This window comes from Acidovorax sp. CF316 (assembly GCF_000276605.1).
GTDB lineage: Bacteria > Pseudomonadota > Gammaproteobacteria > Burkholderiales > Burkholderiaceae_C > Acidovorax.
The window spans coordinates 1-16,284 of sequence record NZ_AKJX01000258.1 but is presented as its reverse complement, the minus strand read 5'-3'; the positions used below and the strand labels follow the sequence as shown (position 1 = coordinate 16,284).

General features: G+C 67.2%; 19 protein-coding genes. 13 read left to right on the top strand and 6 right to left on the bottom strand.

Annotated features, from left to right (window positions below; translation table 11 throughout):
• Positions 1 to 96: 96 nt before the first annotated feature.
• The gene (locus PMI14_RS28905) at positions 97 to 1,050 is read right to left on the bottom strand and encodes a LysR family transcriptional regulator (protein WP_007860340.1); all 954 of its coding nucleotides are present in this window, start codon (positions 1,048 to 1,050) and stop codon (positions 97 to 99) included.
• Positions 1,051 to 1,158: 108 nt separating this feature from the next.
• On the opposite strand from PMI14_RS28905, the gene lysA reads away from it, so the two are divergent.
• Positions 1,159 to 2,409: a diaminopimelate decarboxylase gene (gene lysA, locus PMI14_RS28900; RefSeq protein WP_007860338.1), complete on the top strand. Its 1,251-nt coding sequence runs from the start codon at positions 1,159 to 1,161 to the stop codon at positions 2,407 to 2,409.
• A 461-nt stretch (positions 2,410 to 2,870) separates the two neighbouring features.
• Positions 2,871 to 3,560 carry a hypothetical protein gene (locus PMI14_RS28895; RefSeq protein WP_007860336.1) on the top strand — a complete coding sequence of 230 codons (690 nt, stop codon included), beginning with the start codon at positions 2,871 to 2,873 and terminating at the stop codon, positions 3,558 to 3,560.
• Here PMI14_RS28895 and PMI14_RS28890 read toward each other — a convergent pair whose 3' ends face one another.
• From PMI14_RS28890 to PMI14_RS28875, 4 genes are all read right to left on the bottom strand, one after another.
• Entirely contained in the window at positions 3,561 to 4,571 is a 1,011-nt protein-coding gene (locus PMI14_RS28890) for an NAD(P)H-dependent glycerol-3-phosphate dehydrogenase (protein ID WP_007860334.1), read from the bottom strand.
• A gap of 70 nt (positions 4,572 to 4,641) precedes the next feature.
• Positions 4,642 to 5,100 (bottom strand): protein-export chaperone SecB, encoded by a 459-nt coding sequence (secB, locus tag PMI14_RS28885; protein ID WP_007860332.1) that lies wholly within the window; start codon positions 5,098 to 5,100, stop codon positions 4,642 to 4,644.
• Positions 5,101 to 5,222: 122 nt separating this feature from the next.
• Complete coding sequence (gene grxC / locus PMI14_RS28880) at positions 5,223 to 5,483, bottom strand: glutaredoxin 3 (protein WP_007860329.1); 261 nt, start codon at positions 5,481 to 5,483, stop codon at positions 5,223 to 5,225.
• 90 nt (positions 5,484 to 5,573) lie between these two features.
• A complete protein-coding gene (locus PMI14_RS28875; protein WP_007860327.1) occupies positions 5,574 to 5,981 on the bottom strand; it encodes a rhodanese-like domain-containing protein in 408 nt (135 codons plus the stop codon).
• A gap of 72 nt (positions 5,982 to 6,053) precedes the next feature.
• Here PMI14_RS28875 and gpmA point away from each other — a divergent pair, with 72 nt between their 5' ends.
• From gpmA to PMI14_RS28855, 4 genes are all read left to right on the top strand, one after another.
• Positions 6,054 to 6,797, top strand: coding sequence for a 2,3-diphosphoglycerate-dependent phosphoglycerate mutase (gpmA, locus tag PMI14_RS28870; RefSeq protein WP_007860325.1), 744 nt, complete (start codon positions 6,054 to 6,056; stop codon positions 6,795 to 6,797).
• A gap of 199 nt (positions 6,798 to 6,996) precedes the next feature.
• A complete protein-coding gene (locus PMI14_RS28865; protein WP_007860323.1) occupies positions 6,997 to 8,433 on the top strand; it encodes a S41 family peptidase in 1,437 nt (478 codons plus the stop codon).
• Positions 8,434 to 8,576: 143 nt separating this feature from the next.
• Positions 8,577 to 9,326 carry a HesA/MoeB/ThiF family protein gene (locus tag PMI14_RS28860; protein ID WP_007860321.1) on the top strand — a complete coding sequence of 250 codons (750 nt, stop codon included), beginning with the start codon at positions 8,577 to 8,579 and terminating at the stop codon, positions 9,324 to 9,326.
• A gap of 112 nt (positions 9,327 to 9,438) precedes the next feature.
• On the top strand, positions 9,439 to 9,855 hold the full coding sequence (locus PMI14_RS28855; RefSeq protein ID WP_035206272.1) for a response regulator: 417 nt from the start codon (positions 9,439 to 9,441) through the stop codon (positions 9,853 to 9,855).
• A 118-nt stretch (positions 9,856 to 9,973) separates the two neighbouring features.
• On the opposite strand, the gene PMI14_RS28850 is transcribed toward PMI14_RS28855, so the two are convergent.
• Positions 9,974 to 10,606, bottom strand: a complete 633-nt coding sequence (locus tag PMI14_RS28850) for a response regulator transcription factor (protein ID WP_007860319.1) — start codon at positions 10,604 to 10,606, stop codon at positions 9,974 to 9,976.
• Between the two features lie 123 nt (positions 10,607 to 10,729).
• Here PMI14_RS28850 and PMI14_RS28845 point away from each other — a divergent pair, with 123 nt between their 5' ends.
• The 7 genes from PMI14_RS28845 to PMI14_RS28815 all read left to right on the top strand — a co-directional run bounded on the left by PMI14_RS28845 (position 10,730) and on the right by PMI14_RS28815 (position 16,257).
• Complete coding sequence (locus PMI14_RS28845; RefSeq protein WP_007860311.1) at positions 10,730 to 12,094, top strand: CHASE3 domain-containing protein; 1,365 nt, start codon at positions 10,730 to 10,732, stop codon at positions 12,092 to 12,094.
• Positions 12,095 to 12,391: 297 nt separating this feature from the next.
• Entirely contained in the window at positions 12,392 to 12,556 is a 165-nt protein-coding gene (locus PMI14_RS34465) for a DUF1328 domain-containing protein (RefSeq protein ID WP_007860309.1), read from the top strand.
• Between the two features lie 55 nt (positions 12,557 to 12,611).
• Positions 12,612 to 13,001 carry a DUF883 family protein gene (locus PMI14_RS28835; RefSeq protein WP_007860308.1) on the top strand — a complete coding sequence of 130 codons (390 nt, stop codon included), beginning with the start codon at positions 12,612 to 12,614 and terminating at the stop codon, positions 12,999 to 13,001.
• A gap of 28 nt (positions 13,002 to 13,029) precedes the next feature.
• On the top strand, positions 13,030 to 13,593 hold the full coding sequence (locus PMI14_RS28830) for a bacterioferritin (RefSeq protein WP_007860307.1): 564 nt from the start codon (positions 13,030 to 13,032) through the stop codon (positions 13,591 to 13,593).
• A gap of 123 nt (positions 13,594 to 13,716) precedes the next feature.
• Positions 13,717 to 14,034, top strand: a complete 318-nt coding sequence (locus tag PMI14_RS28825) for a BON domain-containing protein (RefSeq protein ID WP_007860306.1) — start codon at positions 13,717 to 13,719, stop codon at positions 14,032 to 14,034.
• A gap of 295 nt (positions 14,035 to 14,329) precedes the next feature.
• Complete coding sequence (locus tag PMI14_RS28820) at positions 14,330 to 15,454, top strand: putative zinc-binding metallopeptidase (protein ID WP_007860305.1); 1,125 nt, start codon at positions 14,330 to 14,332, stop codon at positions 15,452 to 15,454.
• Between the two features lie 53 nt (positions 15,455 to 15,507).
• The gene (locus tag PMI14_RS28815) at positions 15,508 to 16,257 is read left to right on the top strand and encodes an alpha/beta fold hydrolase (RefSeq protein ID WP_007860304.1); all 750 of its coding nucleotides are present in this window, start codon (positions 15,508 to 15,510) and stop codon (positions 16,255 to 16,257) included.
• Positions 16,258 to 16,284 lie beyond the last annotated feature (27 nt).

Below are 16,284 nucleotides of genomic sequence, written 5' to 3'. Positions count from 1 at the left end.
GCGCCGCCGGGCGCACATCCCGGCTCCCGCCCTCAACAGGGGCACGCCGCAACAACAACAACAACAACAACAACAACAACAACAACAACACAACAACTAAACCAACCGCCCAAGCCGCTCCTTCAAATCACCAGCCTCCGCCTCCAAAGCCTCCACCATCCACCCCACCTCCTCCAACGCCGCCCGGTACAACGGCAACACCAGGCTCACACTGAATGGCACCGAAAACCCCACCCTGCGCACCACCACCCCCTGCCCCGCCACGGCCAGCGCCGTGAGCGGGTTGACGATGGCCACCCCCAAGCCCCGCTGCACCATCGCGCACACCGCCACCGCGCTGTGCGTCTCCATGCGCATCTGCCGCGGCACCCCGGCCTCGGCGAACAGGGTGTCGATCTGGCGACGGTACGGATCGTCGGCCGAAAGGCTCACGAACGGCTGATCGGCAAAGTCGGCCAGCTGCAGCACGGGCCTTGCAGCGAGCGCATGGCCTGCAGGCAGCACGGCCACCTCGTCCAAGGTCAGCAGCCGCTGCGAGCGCGTGCCGGGCGGGGTGGAGACCTGCTCGCTCAGTGCCATGTCGAAGCGCTGCGCCGTCATCCACTCTTCCAGCAAGGGCGGTTCCTGGGGTGTGACGGAGACCCGGGCGCCCGGGTGCTCCACCAGCATGCGCGCGGCGGCACCGGGCAGCAGGGCATGGGACAGCGCGGGCAGGCACAGCACGGACAGGGATTGCGCGGCATCGGCCGAGCGCCCCAGCGCCACGGCCCGATCGACCACGCGGTCCAGGCCCTGCCAGGAGCGCTGCACCTCCTCCCACAGCACCAGGGCCCGGGCATGGGGGCGCAGCCGGCCCTGCACGCGGTCGAACAGGGAGTAGCCCAGCAGCGACTCCAGGCGCGCCAGCTCGCGGCTCACCGTTGGCTGCGAGGTGTGCAGCAGCTCGGCGGCCCCGGTGGCGCTGCCGGCCAGCATGACGGCGCGGAACACCTCGATATGGCGGTGGCCGATGCGCGGCGGCGGGGCGGTGTCATCAGGGGGGTGGATCATGCCACAAAGCATATCCAAAATGAATAGATTCCACAAAACAAGCATTGGACTGGATGATTGGAGGCCGGCATGATCGGGCCATTCCCCGCATTCCCCGGAGCTTTTCGCATGTCCAATCCCTTCTCCCCCACCCAGCTGCAGTCCCTGGCCGCGCAGTTCGGCACCCCGCTGTGGGTGTACGACGCCGCCACCATCCGCCAGCGCATCGCCCAGGTGTCCAACTTCGACACCGTGCGCTTTGCCCAGAAGGCCTGCTCCAACATCCACATCCTGAAGCTCATGCGCGAGCAGGGCGTGAAGGTGGACGCGGTCTCGCGCGGCGAGATCCTGCGCGCGCTGGCCGCGGGCTACCAGGCCGGTGGCGAGCCCTCGGAGATCGTGTTCACGGCCGACCTGTTCGATGCCGACACGCTGGCCTGCGTGGTCGAGCACCGCGTGCCGGTGAATGCCGGCTCCATCGACATGCTGCACCAGTTGGGCGTCGCATCGCCCGGCCATGCGGTGTGGCTGCGCATCAACCCCGGCTTCGGCCACGGCCACAGCAACAAGACCAACACCGGCGGCGAGCACAGCAAGCACGGCATCTGGCACACCGACCTGCCGGCCGCACTGGCCGCCATCGCGCAGCACGGCCTGCAACTCACCGGCCTGCACATGCACATTGGCTCGGGCGTGGACTACGCCCACCTGGCCGAGGTCTGCGGCGCCATGGTGGAACTGGTGCGCACGGCCCACGCGGCCGGGCACGACCTGCACGCCATCTCGGCCGGCGGCGGCCTGTCCATCCCCTACCGCAGCGGCGATCCGGTGATCGACACGCAGCACTACCACGGCCTGTGGAACACGGCGCGCCAGCAGGCCGAGGCCATCGTCGGCCACCCACTGGGCCTGGAGATCGAGCCGGGTCGCTTCCTGGTGGCCGAGTCGGGCGTGCTGCTGGGCGAGGTGCGTGCCACCAAGAACGCCGGCAGTAACCACTTCGTGCTGCTGGACACAGGCTTCAACGAGCTGATGCGCCCCTCCATGTACGGCAGCTACCACGCCATGGAAGTGCTGCGCAGGGATGGCAGCAGCACCGCCACCACGCGCCCCACCGTGGTGGCCGGGCCGCTGTGCGAGTCGGGCGACGTGTTCACCCAGGGCGATGGCGGCGTGGTGCTGCCGCGTGAGCTGGCCGAAGCGCGCGTGGGCGACCTGCTGGTGATCCACGACACAGGCGCCTACGGGGCCTCGATGTCCTCCAACTACAACACGCGCCCGCTGATCGCCGAGGTGCTGGTGGAGGACGGCGGCCAGGCCCGCCTGATCCGCCGCCGCCAGACGGTGCAGGAGCTGCTGGCGCTGGAAGAAGGGCTGTAAACACCGCGCAGGGGCATGGCACCTGCCCCTGCAAGGCCGGTAGGCTCGGGCCTACGCCCGGGCGCCGCGTTGGAGGACAGGCGGCTCGAAGGGGCGGGAATACAGTGAAGTCACTTATCCACTTCCACCCGTTTCCAAGGAGATCACCATGCCCATCATTCTCTGGCTGCTCGGCGTCCCACTGTCCCTCGTCCTGCTGTTGATGCTGTTCGGGGTGCTTTGATACCGTGCCCCGAGGGGCACCGTGCCAACCGCACAAAGCCGCATCCGCCCCCAAGGCGGATGCGGCTTTTTGGACTGCGCGGCGCCGTTCGCGCAAGCCACGCGGCCGTTGGTCGCCACCTGCCGTTTAATGTTTGCCGATGGCCGCTGCCGCCGCTAGGCTGGTGGATTTCCGTGCCTGGTCCCACCCTCTTGGGGCGGCTGAACCAAGGGCATGGAGGAACCGGGAGAAGCCTGCCATGCAAGCCGAAGAACGGACCATCGTCGAACTGGAGTACCCGGGCGAGTACCTGAGCCGCCTGGGCACCACCGAGACCAAGAGCTGCAAGATCCGCCTGTCGCGCAAGGGCCAGGGCGTGCTGGCGCGCATGTACGCCAGCCGGGGTTACAGCATGCAGGCCACGCTGACGCACGACTTCGACCTGAGCAGCCTGGTGGTGCAGATCGACGGGCAACCCGCGGGCACCATCTCCGTGCGCCTGGACGATGGCCACCTGGCGGCCGAGGAGCAGTTCCCCGAGTTCATCGGCGACCTGCGCGAGCGCCGCGCCCGCATTTGCGAGATCGGCAAGCTCGCCATGGACCCGGGCGTGCGCTCCAAGCAGGTGCTGGGTGCCATCTTCCACATCGCCTTCATCGTGGCCTTTCGCGCACGCCGGGCGACCGACATCGTGATCGAGGTGAACCCGCGCCATGCCCCGTTCTACATGCGCATGCTGCGCTTCGACCCGGTGGGATCGGCGCGCATGTGCCAGCGCGTGGGCGCCCCGGCCGTGCTGCTGCACATGGATGGAAACAAGGGGCGCCGCCTGATCGACCAGTTCGGCGGCAGGCCCGGCCTGTCGGCGCAGGAGCGCAGCTTCTATCCCTACTTCTTCCACCCCGACGACGAAGAGGGGCTGCTGCGCCGCCTGTCGGCCGGCAGTTGACTAAGCCTCGCCGCGCGGATCGCGGCCCATGAGCTGGGCGACCGCCTCGGCAGGCTGCAGCCGGCCATCGAGCAGGGCCACCACGGCATCGGTGATGGGCATGTCCACACCCAGCAGCCGGGCGCGCTGGGCCACCGTGCGTGCGCTGTAGACCCCTTCGGCCACGTGGCCGAGCGATTCCACGGCCTGCGCCAGCGTCTGCCCCTGGGCCAGCAGCAGGCCCACGCGGCGGTTGCGCGAGAGGTCGCCGGTGGCGGTCAGCACCAGGTCCCCCAGGCCCGACAGGCCCATGAAGGTGTCGGCCCGTGCGCCCAGGGCCAGGCCCAGGCGCGTCATCTCGGCCAGGCCGCGCGTGATGAGCGCGGCACGGGCATTGAGGCCCAACTCCAGCCCGTCGCACAGGCCGGTGGCGATGGACAGCACGTTCTTCACCGCACCGCCCACCTCCACGCCGACGATGTCCTCGTTGGCGTACACGCGCACGCTGGGGCTGTGGAAGGCGGCCACCAGGGCATCGCGCACGCTGGCATGCCCGCTCGCCGCCACCAGGGCCGTGGGCTGGCCGCGGGCGACTTCCTGGGCAAAGCTGGGGCCGCTCAGGGCACCGGCCTGCAACTGGGGCGCGACTGCGGTGCGCACCTCGTGCGCCAGCAGGCCGAAACCGCCGGGCGCATCGCCGGCCACCGATTCAAAACCCTTGCACAGCCAGGCCACGGGGGCCGGGCAGGCGTGCAGCGCCTGCAGCATGCCGCGCAGGGCCGACATGGGCGTGGCCACGATGACCAGGTCGGCCGCCGCGGCCAGCGCAGCGAAGTCCCCCGTGGCCAGCGCCAGCGTGGGCGGAAAGGCCATGCCCGGCAGGTAGCGCGCATTCTCGCGCCCGGCCTGCATGGCAGCCCACTGGGCCGCATCGCGCGCCCACAGCGTGACGGCGTGGCCGGCAGGGTGCTGCGCGGCGCTCATGGCCACGGCAGAGCCCCAGGCGCCTGCGCCCAGAACAAGGATTTTCATGGTGGAAGAAGGAACGCCTGGTAGAGGATCAAGCGGCGGGGACGGCACGCTGCGCCCCCGCGAACCACGCTTACTGCGTGATGATGGGCGACGGATTGCCCGCGGCCTGGGCTTGCTGCTGCTCGAACATGGCCTGGAAGTTGATTTCGGCCAGGTGCACGGGCGGGAAGCCGGCGCGGTTGATCAGGTCAGCCACGTTGCCGCGCAGGTAGGGGTAGACGATCTGCGGGCAGGCGATGCCCATGATGGCGCCCATCTGGTCTTCGGGGATGTTGCGGATCTCGAAGATGCCGGCCTGCTTGGCTTCGACCAGGAACACGGTCTTGTCCTTGACCTTGGTCTGCACGGTGGCGGTCACGGCGACTTCGAAGATGCCTTCGGCCACGGGAGTGGCTTCCACGCCCAGCTGGATGTCCACGCTGGGTTGTTCCTGCTCCAGCAGGATGCCGGGGGAGTTCGGTTGCTCGAGCGACATGTCCTTGAGGTAGACGCGCTGGATCTGGAAAACGGGATTTTCTTGGTCGGCCATGGTTGATAAGTCTCTTGTGCTCAAACAACGAGCGGGTGACAAAATGAAACCCGCCGGGGAAGGACTCCCGCAGCGGGCACATGGGGCTGCATTATGCAGCGCCCGAAGACGGGCCTAGCCGATCACTGGACTCCGAGCAGCGGCATCAGGCCACCGCGGCCATCCAGCGCCACCAGGTCGTCGTGGCCGCCGACATGGGTGTCGCCGATGAAGATCTGCGGCACGGTGCGCCGCCCGGTAATCTCCATCATGGTGGTGCGGGCCGACGGATCGGTGTCGATGCGGATCTCCTCGATCTGCTCCACGCCCTTGGACTTGAGGATCTGCTTGGCACGGATGCAGTAGGGGCAGACGGCGGTGGTGTACATCTTCACGGGTTGCATGGTGGGCATCTTTCATAGGGGGCAGCCGCTGCTGCCACGGAGCGATGGAGGGGAGGCGCCGGGCGCCCGCCCCTGTCATCTCGGGGCGCTTCAGGCCTTTTCAACGGGCAGGCTGGCCTCGCGCCAGGCCTTGAGGCCGCCGGCCATGGCCTGCACGTTCTCGTAGCCGAGCTTCTTGGCAATGCCCACGGCACGGTTGGCGCGTGCGCCCGTGGCGCATACCAGCACCAGCGGCAGGGCCTTGTTCTTCACCGTGGTGGCCAGGCGCTCTTCGAGCTGGTTCAGCGGGATGTTCTTGGCGCCCCCCACGTGGCCGGCAGCGAACTCCTCGGTCTCGCAGACGTCAATGACGACGGCTTTTTCGCGGTTGATGAGCTGCACGGCCCCGGCCGGGGTGAGCGAACCGCCACTGGCGTTCTTGAGCAAAGGCCACATCAGCATGCTGCCCGCAGCCAGTGCCACGAAGACCAGATACCAGTTGTCGATAATGAATTTCACGGAGATTCCTTGGGTTGGCGAACGGTGCAATTCTAAAATGTATGGTTTTGACCCGCTCCTCCAAGGGAAACCATGCACAAACTCGTACTGATCCGCCACGGCGAATCCACCTGGAACCTTGAAAACCGCTTCACCGGCTGGACCGACGTGGACCTGACCCCCACGGGCGTGGACCAGGCCAAGAACGCCGGCCGCCTGCTCAAGGCCGAGGGATACGAGTTCGACGTGGCCTACACCAGCGTGCTCAAGCGCGCCACGCGCACGCTGTGGCACACCCTGGACGAGATGGACCGCACCTGGCTGCCCGTGGTGCACAGCTGGCGCCTGAACGAGCGCCACTACGGCGCCCTGCAGGGCCTGAACAAGGCCGACATGGCCAAGCAGTACGGCGATGCGCAGGTGCTGGTCTGGCGCCGCAGCTACGACACGCCGCCGCCGGCGCTGGAAGCCACCGACCCGCGCAGCGAGCGCAGCGACGTGCGCTACGCCCGCCTGGACGCCGGCCAGGTGCCGCTGACCGAGTGCCTCAAGGACACCGTGGCGCGCGTGCTGCCGTTCTGGAACGAGTCCATCGCCCCGGCCATCCAGGGCGGCAAGCGCGTGGTGGTGGCGGCGCACGGCAACTCCATCCGCGCCCTGGTCAAGTACCTGGACAACATCTCGGACGACGAGATCGTGGGCCTGAACATTCCCAACGGGATTCCACTGGTATACGAACTGGACGAGGGCCTCAAGCCCATCCGCCACTACTATCTGGGTGACGCCGAAGCAGCGGCCAAGGCCGCCGCGGCGGTGGCTTCGCAAGGCAAGGCCTAGAAATCGGCGTAAAGCGGGGGTAAAGCCCGCCAATTGCCCCCTTCTGACCTGCGAAAGCGAGCCCCGGCGCGGAACTGCGGCGGGTTGGGCCCTTCTAAGAAGTGGTCGGAGGCCTTTTTGAAACGCTTGTTTTCACAGGCGTGTAAAAAAGGCATCCGGCCAGCTTCCCAGGTGTATATTGATGCGGTAAAGGTGTTCTATGGGCCACAAACTCAAAATAGCAGGATGGGTGTCGGTAGGTGTGGTGGCTGGAGCGCTCACCACGGTGTCGTTGCAGACCGTTGCGCGCGGTGCCATGACGCCCCTGCCGCTGGAAGAGATCCAGCAGCTGTCGGCCGTGTTCGGCCTGGTCAAGACCGACTACGTCGAGCCGGTCGATGACAAGAAGCTCATCACCGATGCCATCTCCGGCATGGTGGCCAGCCTGGACCCACACTCCCAGTATTTCGACAAGAAGTCCTTCAAGGAATTCCGCGAAGGCACCTCCGGCCGTTTCGTGGGCGTGGGCATCGAGATCACCCAGGAAGACGGGCTGATCAAGGTGGTCTCCCCCATCGAAGGCTCACCCGCGTTCCGCGCGGGCTTGAAGACCAACGACCTGATCACCCAGATCGACGAGACCGCCGTCAAGGGCCTGGCCCTGAACGACGCCGTCAAGCGCATGCGCGGCGAACCCAACACCAAGGTCACGCTCACGATCTTCCGCAAGGACGAGAGCCGCACCTTCCCGGTGACCATCACGCGCGAAGAGATCAAGACCCAGTCCGTCAAAGGCAAGGTGATCGAGCCCGGCTATGGCTGGATCCGCCTGTCGCAGTTCCAGGAACGCACGGTGGACGACTTTGTGCGCAAGGTCGAAGAGATCTACAAGCAGGACCCCAACGTGAAGGGCCTGGTGCTCGACCTGCGCAACGACCCGGGCGGCCTGCTCGACGCGGCCGTGGCCATCTCGGCCGCCTTCCTGCCCGAGAACGTCACGGTGGTCACGACCAACGGCCAGCTGGCCGAAAGCAAGTCCACCTACAAGGCGGCGCCCGAGTACTACCAGCGCCGCAGCGGGGGCGACCCCCTGCGCCGCCTGCCGGCCGCCATCAAGTCGGTCCCCATGGTGGTGCTGGTCAACGAAGGCTCGGCCTCGGCCAGCGAGATCGTGGCCGGCGCGCTGCAGGACCACAAGCGCGCCACCATCATGGGCAGCCAGACCTTCGGCAAGGGCTCGGTGCAGACCGTGCGCCCCCTGGGCCCGGACACCGGCATCAAGCTGACCACGGCGCGCTACTACACCCCGAGCGGCAAGTCGATCCAGGCCAAGGGCATCGTGCCCGATGTGATGATCGATGAGTCCGAGGAAGGCAATGTGTTCGCCGCCCTGCGCATGCGCGAGGCCGACCTGGACAAGCACCTGGGCAGCGGCCAGGGCGAGGAAAAGAAGGATGCCGCCCGTGAAAAGGCCCGCGAAGAGGCACGCAAGCGCCTGGAAGAAGAAGCCAAGAAGCCGGCCGCCGACCGCAAGCCGCCAGAATTCGGCACCGACAAGGACTTCCAGCTCGTGCAGGCCCTGAACCAGCTCAAGGGCCGTCCCGTGCTGGTCAGCAAGACGCTGACCGAGCGCAAGGAAGAAAAGAAGGAAAACTGAGTTCGTCCCCGAGCACAGCTCCCACCCGCACAAGGCCGGTCTCCCCAGGGAGCCCGGCCTTTTTCACGCCCGCCACCACCGGGACGCAATCTCCCGCACAATCGCAGCCCGACCTGCAGCCCGACCCCAGAGCACGACGCCCCATGACCGATGACCAGCTCCTGCGCTATTCGCGCCACATCCTGCTCGACGAGATCGGCATCGAGGGCCAGGAGCGCGTGCTGGCCGCCCATGCCGTCATCATCGGCGCTGGGGGCCTGGGCTCGCCCGCGGCGCTGTACCTGGGTTCTGCCGGCATCGGGCGCATCACCCTGGTGGACGACGACACGGTGGACCTGACCAACCTGCAGCGCCAGATCGCGCACACCACGGCGCGCGTTGGCACGCCCAAGGTCCAGTCGGCCGCGCAGGCGATTGCCGCCATCAACCCCGAGGTCGAGGTCCGGGCGATCGAGGCCCGCGCCGATGCCGCCCTGCTCGACCAGCTGCTGCCCGACGCCAGCGTGGTGCTGGACTGCAGCGACAACTACGCCACCCGCCACGCGGTGAACGCGGCCTGCGTGCGCCACGGCGTGCCGCTGGTGGCCGGGGCGGCGATCCGCTTCGACGGGCAGATCACGGTGATCGACCCGCGCAGCGGCCAGGCGCCCTGCTATGCCTGCATCTTCCCGCCGGACGCCGAGTTCGAGGAGGTCAGCTGCGCGCTCATGGGGGTGTTCGCGCCGCTGGTGGGCATCATCGGCACCATGCAGGCGGCCGAGGCCCTGAAACTCATCACCGGCGTGGGCCCCACGCTGGCCGGGCGGCTGATGATGCTGGACGGCCGCTCGATGGAATGGAGCACCATGCACGTGCAGCGCGCACCGGGATGTGGCGTGTGCGCGTCACCGTAGGAGCCCTCCTACGCTGGCCGCGCGCGGCTGCTGTCAGAATGGCAGGCACGCTTCGGTTAAATTCAGAACCAGGCCCGGGTTTGCTTGTACCGGCCGTCTTATGGATCAGGTAGTGAAACTCCGCACGTACATCGTTGAAGACAATGCCACCATTCGGGAGAACCTCATCGGTACCCTGGAAGAGCTGGCGTCAGTCGAGGCGGTAGGCGTGGCCGAGACCGAGGACGAGGGCAAGGGCTGGCTCACCGGCCACCAGGAACAATGGGACCTGGCCATCGTCGACCTGTTCCTGCGCCAGGGCAGCGGCCTGGGCGTGCTCGCCGCCTGCCGCGACCGTGCCCCGCACCAGAAGATGGTGGTGCTGAGCAACTATGCCACCCCCGACATCCGCATGCGTTGCGCCCAGCTGGGCGTGGATGCGGTGTTCGACAAATCCAATGAAATCGATGCCCTGGTGGACTACTGCATAGAGCATGGCAGCGTACACCCCGCCCACATCGCCCGCATACCTGTGCGCGGCAACCATTGAGTGCGCTGGCGTTGCGCCAGCCTGCCCGTCCCTCCCGATGAAGAACCGCGCCCGCCTGCGCAGGGCCGCCGCGGCATGCACGCCTTGGCGCGCCTGCCGCCGGGCGGCCGTGGCCCGCTTAGTCGATGAGGCGGTTTTTCAGCGCGTAGTAGGTCAGATCGCTGTTGGACGACAGACTCATCTTTTCCATCAGCCGCGTGCGGTAGGTGCTCACCGTCTTCACGCTCAGCGACAGCGACTTGGCGATGTCGCCAGCCGTCTCGCCCTTGGCCAGCTTGAGGAACACCTGGAACTCGCGCTCCGACAGCTGCTCGTGCGGCGGGGCGTCGTCCTTGCGGTTGAGCTGCTGGGCCAGCAGATCGGCCACGGCCGGTGTCAGGTAGCGCTTGCCCAGGGCAATGATGCGGATGGCCTCGACGATCTCGGCGGGATCGCACTCCTTGTTCAGGTAGCCGCTGGCGCCCTGGCGGATGAGGTTGATCGCGTAATGCTCTTCGGGGTAGCCGCTGAGGATCAAAATACCCATGTCCGGCGCCTTGGCGCGCAGCATGGCCAGGGCGTCCAGGCCGCTCTGGCCGGGCATGGACAGGTCCATCAGCAGCACGTCGATCTCATGGGTGCGCACCAGGTCGATGGCTTCGCGGCCGTTGGAGGCCTCGCCTTCCACGCGCAGGTCCACGTGCTCGGACAGGAACTGGCGCAGTCCGGAGCGAACAATTGCATGGTCATCCACAATGCCGATCTTGATCATTGAGCGTTCTTTCAGGGAGGGGACTGCCCACTCCCAATTTTTGTTGAATGCACCTGCGTTGCGATCACCCACCCTCGGGCAGCGCCATGGGCCGGTCTGTGGCCATTATCCAGAATAACGCATATGAATTTGCAAGAGATCGCCAGGGACTTGCTGCCCAAAGTCCGAAAGATGGCCCTGAGCCTGCCCATGGCGCTGCTCGCGGCGCTGGTGCTGGTGGGGATCAACGAGGTCGGACACATGCGCTCGCAAGGCGCCGTCACGCAGATGGCCCACGGCCAGGTGACGCACGGCGCCCTGAACCGCCTGCTGCAAAGCATGCTGGACGCCGAGACCGGCCAGCGCGGCTACCTGCTCACCGGCAACGACCGCTACCTGGAGCCCTACGACAAGGCGCTGGCCAGCGTGCAGCAGGACCTCGACAACCTGCGCAACCAGTTCCTCGACTCGCCCGACGACATGCAGGAACTGTCCATGCTGTCGCGCCAGATCTCGCGCAAGCTCGCCGAGATGGAGCTCAGCCTCAAGCTGCGCCGCCAGGGCAATGAAGATGCCTGGAAGTTCATCCTGCACACCGACGTGGGCATGGAGAACATGGAGGCCATCCGCAAGCACGCCCAGGCCCTCATCGACCGCAGTGCCGTCGTCGTCAAGCAGGGACAGGCGCAGGTGCTGCGCTCGCTGATGCTCTCGCGCATCGGCATCGCCACGGTCACCGCCATCGGCCTGCTGGCCTTCTTCATGTACCTGCGCCAGGCCACCGCCCTGCAGGAGTTCAGCCTGCGCGAGCAGCTGCTGCTCGAGCGCGAGCGCGACCGGCTCGAAGGCCTGGTGCGCGAGCGCACGGCCACGCTGTCCGAGCTGGCGAGCCACCTGCAGCAGGTGCGCGAGGACGAGCGCGGCCACCTGGCGCGCGAGCTGCACGACGAACTGGGCGCCCTGCTCACGGCCGCCAAGCTCGACGTGGCGCGCCTCAAATCCAAGATCGACACCCAGGTGCCCGAGATCGCCGAGCGCCTGCGGCACCTGACCGAAACCCTCAACAGCGGCATCGCGCTCAAGCGCCGCATCATCGAAGACCTGCGCCCCTCGTCCCTGTCCAACCTGGGGCTCACCGCGGCCATCGAGATCCTCGCGCGCGAATACGGCGAGCGCGCCGGCATCGAGGTGGAAACCAGCCTGGAGCCGGTGCAGCTGCCCGAGCCCACGCAGCTCACCGTCTACCGGTTGGTGCAGGAGTCGCTGACCAACATCGGCAAGTACGCCAAGGCGCAGAAGGTGCTGGTCTCCGTGCACAGCCACCCCAAGCATGTGGCGGTGCAGGTGCGCGACGATGGCCAGGGCTTCGATCCGGCCAGCGTAAGCCCCTCGTCCCACGGCTTGGCCGGCATGCGCCACCGCGTGGAGGCCGCCGGCGGGCGCCTGACCATCACCTCGCGCCCAGGCAACGGCGCGCTGGTCTCGGCCATCCTGCCGCTGCAGGGCTGAGCACAGCCACCCGGCAACCCGCTGCGCTGCCTGGGGCCGCTGCAGCAGGCTCCATCTCCCTTCGCAAAAGACCACACGGCCTGGACCCTGGAGTTCCTTGGCCTGGCCGGGCACGCGCGCGCCCAGCACCCTTGCGCAAGCCCGTGTCCTACACACCAGGCGTCCGGGCACCGACAAATGGGCGCGCCGGCCACCGGCATTCCAGCCGACAGGGGCCCCCTACATTGGACCCAGGCGCCAAGAAAAGAAAGGCGCTCCACCACTCGCCGGACTTCCGGCACCAACAAGGAGAAGCACATGCTGCACTACGCCGTCGTTTTCCTGGTCATCGCACTGATCGCAGCCATCTTCGGCTTCGGCGGCATTGCCGCTGGTGCCGTGGGCATTGCCAAGATCCTGTTCTTCGTGTTCGTGATCATGGCTGTCGTCACCTTCGTCATGGGCCTGCTGCGAAGGGGCTGAGTGCCCCGGACCGAGCTGACCGAACATCCCATCGTCTACACCAAGGAGTGACCCAATGACCATCCAAACCGCCACCAACAAGGTTGCCGCAGGAGCCCGCAGCCTCGCCGACGACGTGCTGCAAAGCGCCCAGGACGCAGTGCAAACCACGCGCAGCGTCGCCAACGACTCGCTGGACAAGGCCGAGAACAAGGTACGTGCCCTGCGCCGCGAGACCGACCCGGCCATCGACGACCTGGCCGCCCGCGCCCAGGAACTGGCCAGCCGCAGCATCGACTATGCCGCCGACGCCAGCGCCCGTGCCCGCCGCCAGGTGCAGGAAGTGGCCGATGCCACCAGCAAGTACGTGGCCGAGCAGCCGGGCAAGTCCATCTTGATCGCAGCGGGAGTTGGGGCACTCACGGCGAGCCTGATCTTGATGGCCTCGCGCCGCCGGGCCTACTGAGCTGTACCGTCCCCTTTCAGGCTTTGCCATGAACAACCAAAACAATAACGATCCCCACGGTCAGCGCGCTCGCAAGATGGTGCTCGATGAGTCAGCCCTCAAGGCCGCGGCCACGAGCAACCTGGACGACGGGGCTGTCACCCCCGCGTTCGCAGAGCATCGCGAGGACATCATCTCGCTGCTCAATGACGCCCTGGCCACCGAATTGGTGTGCGTGTTGCGCTACAAGCGCCACCACTTCACGGCCCACGGCCTGTCGTCGCCGGCCATCGCCAGTGAATTCATGGTCCATGCCAACGAAGAGTCCGGTCACGCTGACCAGATTGCACGGCGCATCGTGCAGCTCGGTGGCGAACCCGACTTTGCGCCTGACACCCTGCTCTCGCGAAGCCATGCGCAGTACGACACCTCCTCGGACCTCAAGGCCATGGTGCGTGCCAACCTGGTTGCAGAGCGTGTGGCCGTGGAGGCCTACCGCCAGATGATCGATCTCATCGGCGACAAGGACCCCACGACGCGCCGCATGCTCGAAGGCATCCTGGCCGACGAGGAAGAGCATGCCGATGAACTGAAAGACCTGCTGGAGCAATAGGCCTACCCGCCCGCTGCTCCAGCATCCCACAGCCTACCGGTCATGGAGGGTGCAAAAGACCGACAGGCTGCACTTGAAAAAAAGCACCCGCGTTTGCCAACAACCAACCCAGAAGGACAAATCATGAAATACGCACGTGCCCTCGCTTTTGCCGCCGTCGCCGGCATCACCATCGTCACCGCCACCGGATGCTCGGTCGCGCGCGACCAGCAGACCGTCGGTGCCTATGTCGACGACGCCGGCATCACCACCGCCGTGAAGGCCAAGATGGCCGAAGACAAGACGGTATCGGCCACCTCGATCAGCGTGGAAACGCTCAACGGCACGGTGCAGCTGTCGGGCTTCGCCAAGTCGGCCTCTGAAAAGAACCAGGCCGAAAACATCGCCCGCAACACCAAGCATGTGCGCGAAGTGCGCAACAGCATCGTAGTCCGTCCGTAATAGGGGACACCCCCTGAGGCGCTGCGCGCCTTCACCCCTCTCTCATATTGCTTCGCAATCTGGGAGGGGGAAGCCCCCAGCGCAAGCGCTGGATATGCCGCCTTCGCGGCGAGGCGGCCCTTGCGCGGGGGCACTGGCATAGGCCGCGCCCATAGCAAAGGACAGGAACAATCAGCTGGCCCTGCCTCACCGCATGGCCCGCTTTTGTCATTGCGGCATGGCTTGTAGCTCCATTTGCATGGAAGACCCTCCAATGAGTCCACTGCCGCGCAGCGTCTGGGTTTAAGCTCACCCCATGCGGGTATTCAATTGCGACCATTGCGGTCATCTGGTGTTTTTCGACAGCGTGCAATGCCTGCACTGTGGCAGCGCGCTGGCCTTCCTGCCAGACCAACTGACGATGGCGGCGCTCACGCCCGCGCCCCAGGATGGCCCCGACCTGTGGCGGCGCCTGGGCGAGCGTGGCACGGCGCAGTACAGCGGCCGGCTGTACCGCATGTGCCACAACCACACCACCTACGACGCCTGCAACTTCGCGGTGCCGTCCAACGACTATGCCCAGCTGTGCGTCTCGTGCCGGCAGACGCGCCTGCTGCCCGATCTGTCGGACCCGGCCAACCTGCGCCGCTGGAAGCAGATCGAGGGGGCCAAGCGCCAGCTGTTCTACACCCTTGCGCGCCTGGGGCTGGAGCCGGTGCCCGGCCGTTCGGGCCCGGTGTTCGAGTTCCTGGCGGACCTGCTGGGCGGGCCGGCCATCCTCACCGGCCACCAGGGCGGCACCATCACCCTCAACGTGGCCGAGGCCGATGACGACGAGCGCGCGCGCCGGCGCATCGCCCTGGGCGAGCCCTACCGCACCCTCATCGGCCACCTGCGCCACGAGTCTGGCCACTTCTACTGGGACCAACTGGTGCGCGACGGGCAGCGGCTCGACGCCTTCCGCAACCTGTTCGGCGACGAGCGCCAGGACTATGCCGCAGCGCTCGACGCGCACTATGCCAAGGGCAGCAACGGCAACGACTGGTTCCTGAACCACGTCAGTGCCTACGCCGCCGCCCACCCGTGGGAAGACTGGGCCGAGACCTGGGCCCACTACCTGCACATGGTGGACCTGCTGGAGACCGCCGCCAGCTACCAGACCGCCGTGACCGTGCCCGACCCCCACATGGCCCTGCGCCACCACGTGACCGACCCGTTCGCAGCCAGCCATCCGGACTTCCAGGACCTGGTGCGCCAATGGGTGCCGCTGACCTTGCTGCTCAACAGCCTGAACCGCAGCCTGGGGCAGGACGACGCCTACCCGTTTGCCCTGTCGTCCGGCGCCATGGTCAAGCTGCGCTTCGTGCACGACCTGGTGCAGGAGGCGCAGCAGCCTGCCGACAGCGGTGCGCCCCACCTGGCCACCAGTGCGCTGGAGTGACCCGCGGACCAAGCCACCCCGACGCTGACGACCTGAAGACCGACCCGAAGACGATGACGATGACCCGCAATCCACCGCCCAGCCCTGCACCGCAACTCCTGCTCATTCCGGGCCTGGCGGGCGATGCGACGATGTGGCGCTTCCAGAGCGCTGTGCTGCCTGCGGCCCTGCGCCCGGAGATCACCGAGGTGCACACCCGGCCCGAGGCCACGACCGTGCAGGCCATGGCGACCCTGCTGCTGGAACAATACCCCGGCCCCCTGCTGCTGTGCGGCGCCTCGATGGGTGGCATGGTCGCCATGGAAGCCGCACGGCAGGCCCCGGGCCGCGTCCTCGGGCTGGCCTTGCTGGGCACCACGGCCCGGCCGGAGACGGCCGAGATGCAGGCGCTGCGCGAAGCGGCGATCGCACTGTTCGAGCAGGGGCGCGTGCGCGAGGTGATCGAGCCCAACGTGACCTTCGCCTTCCACCCCACGAGCGCGGCGCGTGCCGACCTGGTGCAGGACTACCTCGATTTCGTGCTGCGCGCGGGCGCCGAACAACTGGTGCGGCAGAACCGCGCCGTCATCGCGCGGCCCGATGCCCGGCTGCACCTGCCCGAGGTGAAATGCCCGGTGCTGGTGGTCTGCGGCGAGGCCGACCAGCTCACGCCCCTGGCCTGCTCCGAGGAGATCGCAGGCCTGGTCCCCGGCGCCGAGTTCGAGGTGGTAGCCGATTGCGGCCACATGCTGACCATGGAGCGGCCCGAGGTGGTCAACACCCTGTTGACACAGTGGCTCCAGCGCGGCGGCTGGACTGCATAGGGTACAACCCCCTGAGGCGCTGCGCGC

Excerpts from the sequence above, each read along its gene's own strand:
- PMI14_RS28820 (WP_007860305.1), top strand. The coding sequence starts at position 14,330 with ATGCGGGTATTCAATTGCGACCATTGCGGTCATCTGGTGTTTTTCGAC.
- PMI14_RS28825 (WP_007860306.1), top strand. The coding sequence starts at position 13,717 with ATGAAATACGCACGTGCCCTCGCTTTTGCCGCCGTCGCCGGCATCACC.
- PMI14_RS34465 (WP_007860309.1), top strand. The coding sequence starts at position 12,392 with ATGCTGCACTACGCCGTCGTTTTCCTGGTCATCGCACTGATCGCAGCC.
- PMI14_RS28890 (WP_007860334.1), bottom strand. The coding sequence starts at position 4,571 with ATGAAAATCCTTGTTCTGGGCGCAGGCGCCTGGGGCTCTGCCGTGGCC.
- lysA (WP_007860338.1), top strand. The coding sequence starts at position 1,159 with ATGTCCAATCCCTTCTCCCCCACCCAGCTGCAGTCCCTGGCCGCGCAG.
- PMI14_RS28905 (WP_007860340.1), bottom strand. The coding sequence starts at position 1,050 with ATGATCCACCCCCCTGATGACACCGCCCCGCCGCCGCGCATCGGCCAC.
- grxC (WP_007860329.1), bottom strand. The coding sequence starts at position 5,483 with ATGCAACCCGTGAAGATGTACACCACCGCCGTCTGCCCCTACTGCATC.
- PMI14_RS28895 (WP_007860336.1), top strand. The coding sequence starts at position 2,871 with ATGCAAGCCGAAGAACGGACCATCGTCGAACTGGAGTACCCGGGCGAG.
- PMI14_RS28845 (WP_007860311.1), top strand. The coding sequence starts at position 10,730 with ATGAATTTGCAAGAGATCGCCAGGGACTTGCTGCCCAAAGTCCGAAAG.
- secB (WP_007860332.1), bottom strand. The coding sequence starts at position 5,100 with ATGGCCGACCAAGAAAATCCCGTTTTCCAGATCCAGCGCGTCTACCTC.
- PMI14_RS28865 (WP_007860323.1), top strand. The coding sequence starts at position 6,997 with ATGGGCCACAAACTCAAAATAGCAGGATGGGTGTCGGTAGGTGTGGTG.
- PMI14_RS28850 (WP_007860319.1), bottom strand. The coding sequence starts at position 10,606 with ATGATCAAGATCGGCATTGTGGATGACCATGCAATTGTTCGCTCCGGA.
- PMI14_RS28815 (WP_007860304.1), top strand. The coding sequence starts at position 15,508 with ATGACGATGACCCGCAATCCACCGCCCAGCCCTGCACCGCAACTCCTG.
- PMI14_RS28860 (WP_007860321.1), top strand. The coding sequence starts at position 8,577 with ATGACCGATGACCAGCTCCTGCGCTATTCGCGCCACATCCTGCTCGAC.
- PMI14_RS28830 (WP_007860307.1), top strand. The coding sequence starts at position 13,030 with ATGAACAACCAAAACAATAACGATCCCCACGGTCAGCGCGCTCGCAAG.
- gpmA (WP_007860325.1), top strand. The coding sequence starts at position 6,054 with ATGCACAAACTCGTACTGATCCGCCACGGCGAATCCACCTGGAACCTT.
- PMI14_RS28835 (WP_007860308.1), top strand. The coding sequence starts at position 12,612 with ATGACCATCCAAACCGCCACCAACAAGGTTGCCGCAGGAGCCCGCAGC.